Origin of the sequence: Stenotrophomonas sp. 24(2023), from assembly GCF_030913365.1 — a bacterium.
Classification (GTDB): Bacteria; Pseudomonadota; Gammaproteobacteria; order Xanthomonadales; family Xanthomonadaceae; genus Stenotrophomonas.
Map to the genome: position 1 here is coordinate 1820001 of NZ_CP133160.1, position 2500 is coordinate 1822500.

Sequence of the window (2500 nt, forward strand, 5' to 3'; positions counted from 1 at the left end):
ACGGATCATTAGTATCAGTTAGCTCAACGCATTGCTGCGCTTACACACCTGACCTATCAACCACGTAGTCTACATGGTTCCTTCAGGGGGCTTGTGCCCCGGGAGATCTCATCTTGAGGCGCGCTTCCCGCTTAGATGCTTTCAGCGGTTATCGCTTCCGAACATAGCTACCCGGCAATGCCACTGGCGTGACAACCGGAACACCAGAGGTTCGTCCACTCCGGTCCTCTCGTACTAGGAGCAGCCCCTCTCAAATCTCCAACGCCCATGGCAGATAGGGACCGAACTGTCTCACGACGTTCTGAACCCAGCTCGCGTACCACTTTAAATGGCGAACAGCCATACCCTTGGGACCGACTACAGCCCCAGGATGTGATGAGCCGACATCGAGGTGCCAAACACCGCCGTCGATATGAACTCTTGGGCGGTATCAGCCTGTTATCCCCGGAGTACCTTTTATCCGTTGAGCGATGGCCCTTCCATACAGAACCACCGGATCACTAAGTCCTAGTTTCCTACCTGCTTGATCCGTCGATCTTGCAGTCAAGCACGCTTATGCCTTTGCACACAGTGCGCGATGTCCGACCGCGCTGAGCGTACCTTCGAGCTCCTCCGTTACTCTTTAGGAGGAGACCGCCCCAGTCAAACTACCCACCATACACGGTCCCCGACCCAGATAATGGGCCCAGGTTAGAACGTCAAGCACGACAGGGTGGTATTTCAAGGATGGCTCCACTGCAGCTAGCGCCACAGTTTCATAGCCTCCCACCTATCCTACACAGACGAACTCAACGTTCAGTGTAAAGCTATAGTAAAGGTTCACGGGGTCTTTCCGTCTTGCCACGGGAACGCTGCATCTTCACAGCGATTTCAATTTCACTGAGTCTCGGGTGGAGACAGCGCCGCTGTCGTTACGCCATTCGTGCAGGTCGGAACTTACCCGACAAGGAATTTCGCTACCTTAGGACCGTTATAGTTACGGCCGCCGTTTACTGGGGCTTCGATCAAGAGCTTCGCCTTGCGGCTGACCCCATCAATTAACCTTCCAGCACCGGGCAGGCGTCACACCCTATACGTCCACTTTCGTGTTTGCAGAGTGCTGTGTTTTTGATAAACAGTCGCAGCGGCCTGGTTACTGCGACCCTCGATAGCTTGTGCTCGCATGAGCCACCATCAAGGGTGCACCTTCTCCCGAAGTTACGGTGCCATGTTGCCTAGTTCCTTCACCCGAGTTCTCTCAAGCGCCTGAGAATTCTCATCCTACCCACCTGTGTCGGTTTACGGTACGGTCTGCGTAAGCTGAAGCTTAGGAGCTTTTCCTGGAAGCGTGGTATCAGTGACTTCGCCATAAAGGCTCGTCTCGGTGCTCGGTCTTAAAGGATCCCGGATTTGCCAAAGATCCAAACCTACCGCCTTTCCCCAGGACAACCAACGCCTGGTACACCTAACCTTCTCCGTCCCTCCATCGCACTTACGCGAGGTGCAGGAATATTAACCTGCTTCCCATCGACTACGACTTTCGTCCTCGCCTTAGGGGCCGACTCACCCTGCGCCGATTAACGTTGCGCAAGGAAACCTTGGGCTTTCGGCGTGCGGGTTTTTCACCCGCATTATCGTTACTCATGTCAGCATTCGCACTTCCGATACCTCCAGCAGACTTCTCAATCCACCTTCAACGGCTTACGGAACGCTCCTCTACCGCGCATAACAAAGTTATGCACCCCAAGCTTCGGTTCTGTGCTTAGCCCCGTTAAATCTTCCCCGCAGACCGACTCGACCAGTGAGCTATTACGCTTTCTTTAAAGGGTGGCTGCTTCTAAGCCAACCTCCTGGCTGTCTGTGCCTTTCCACATGGTTTTCCACTTAGCACAAAATTTGGGACCTTAGCTGTGGGTCTGGGTTGTTTCCCTTTTCACGACGGACGTTAGCACCCGCCGTGTGTCTCCCATACAGTCCGTCTCGGTATTCGGAGTTTGCAATGGTTTGGTAAGTCGCGATGACCCCCTAGCCATAACAGTGCTCTACCCCCGAGAGGATACATATGAGGCGCTACCTAAATAGCTTTCGAGGAGAACCAGCTATCTCCGGGTTCGATTAGCTTTTCACTCCTAATCACACCTCATCCCCTACCTTTGCAACGGGAGTGGGTTCGGGCCTCCAGTGCGTGTTACCGCACCTTCACCCTGGGCATGACTAGATCACCCGGTTTCGGGTCTACTGCCCGCGACTATGCGCCCTTATCAGACTCGGTTTCCCTTCGCCTCCCCTATACGGTTAAGCTTGCCACGAACAGTAAGTCGCTGACCCATTATACAAAAGGTACGCAGTCACCCTTGCGGGCTCCTACTGCTTGTACGCACACGGTTTCAGGTTCTATTTCACTCCCCTCTCCGGGGTTCTTTTCGCCTTTCCCTCACGGTACTGGTTCACTATCGGTCGGTCAGTAGTATTTAGCCTTGGAGGATGGTCCCCCCATGTTCAGACAGGGTTTCACGTGCCC

General features: G+C 54.1%; 1 rRNA gene (running past both ends of the window). It reads right to left on the minus strand.

Features of this window, described 5'->3' with window-relative positions:
• Positions 1-2500, minus strand: a 23S ribosomal RNA gene (locus Q9R17_RS08020) (it extends past both window edges: 13 nt to the left, 365 nt to the right).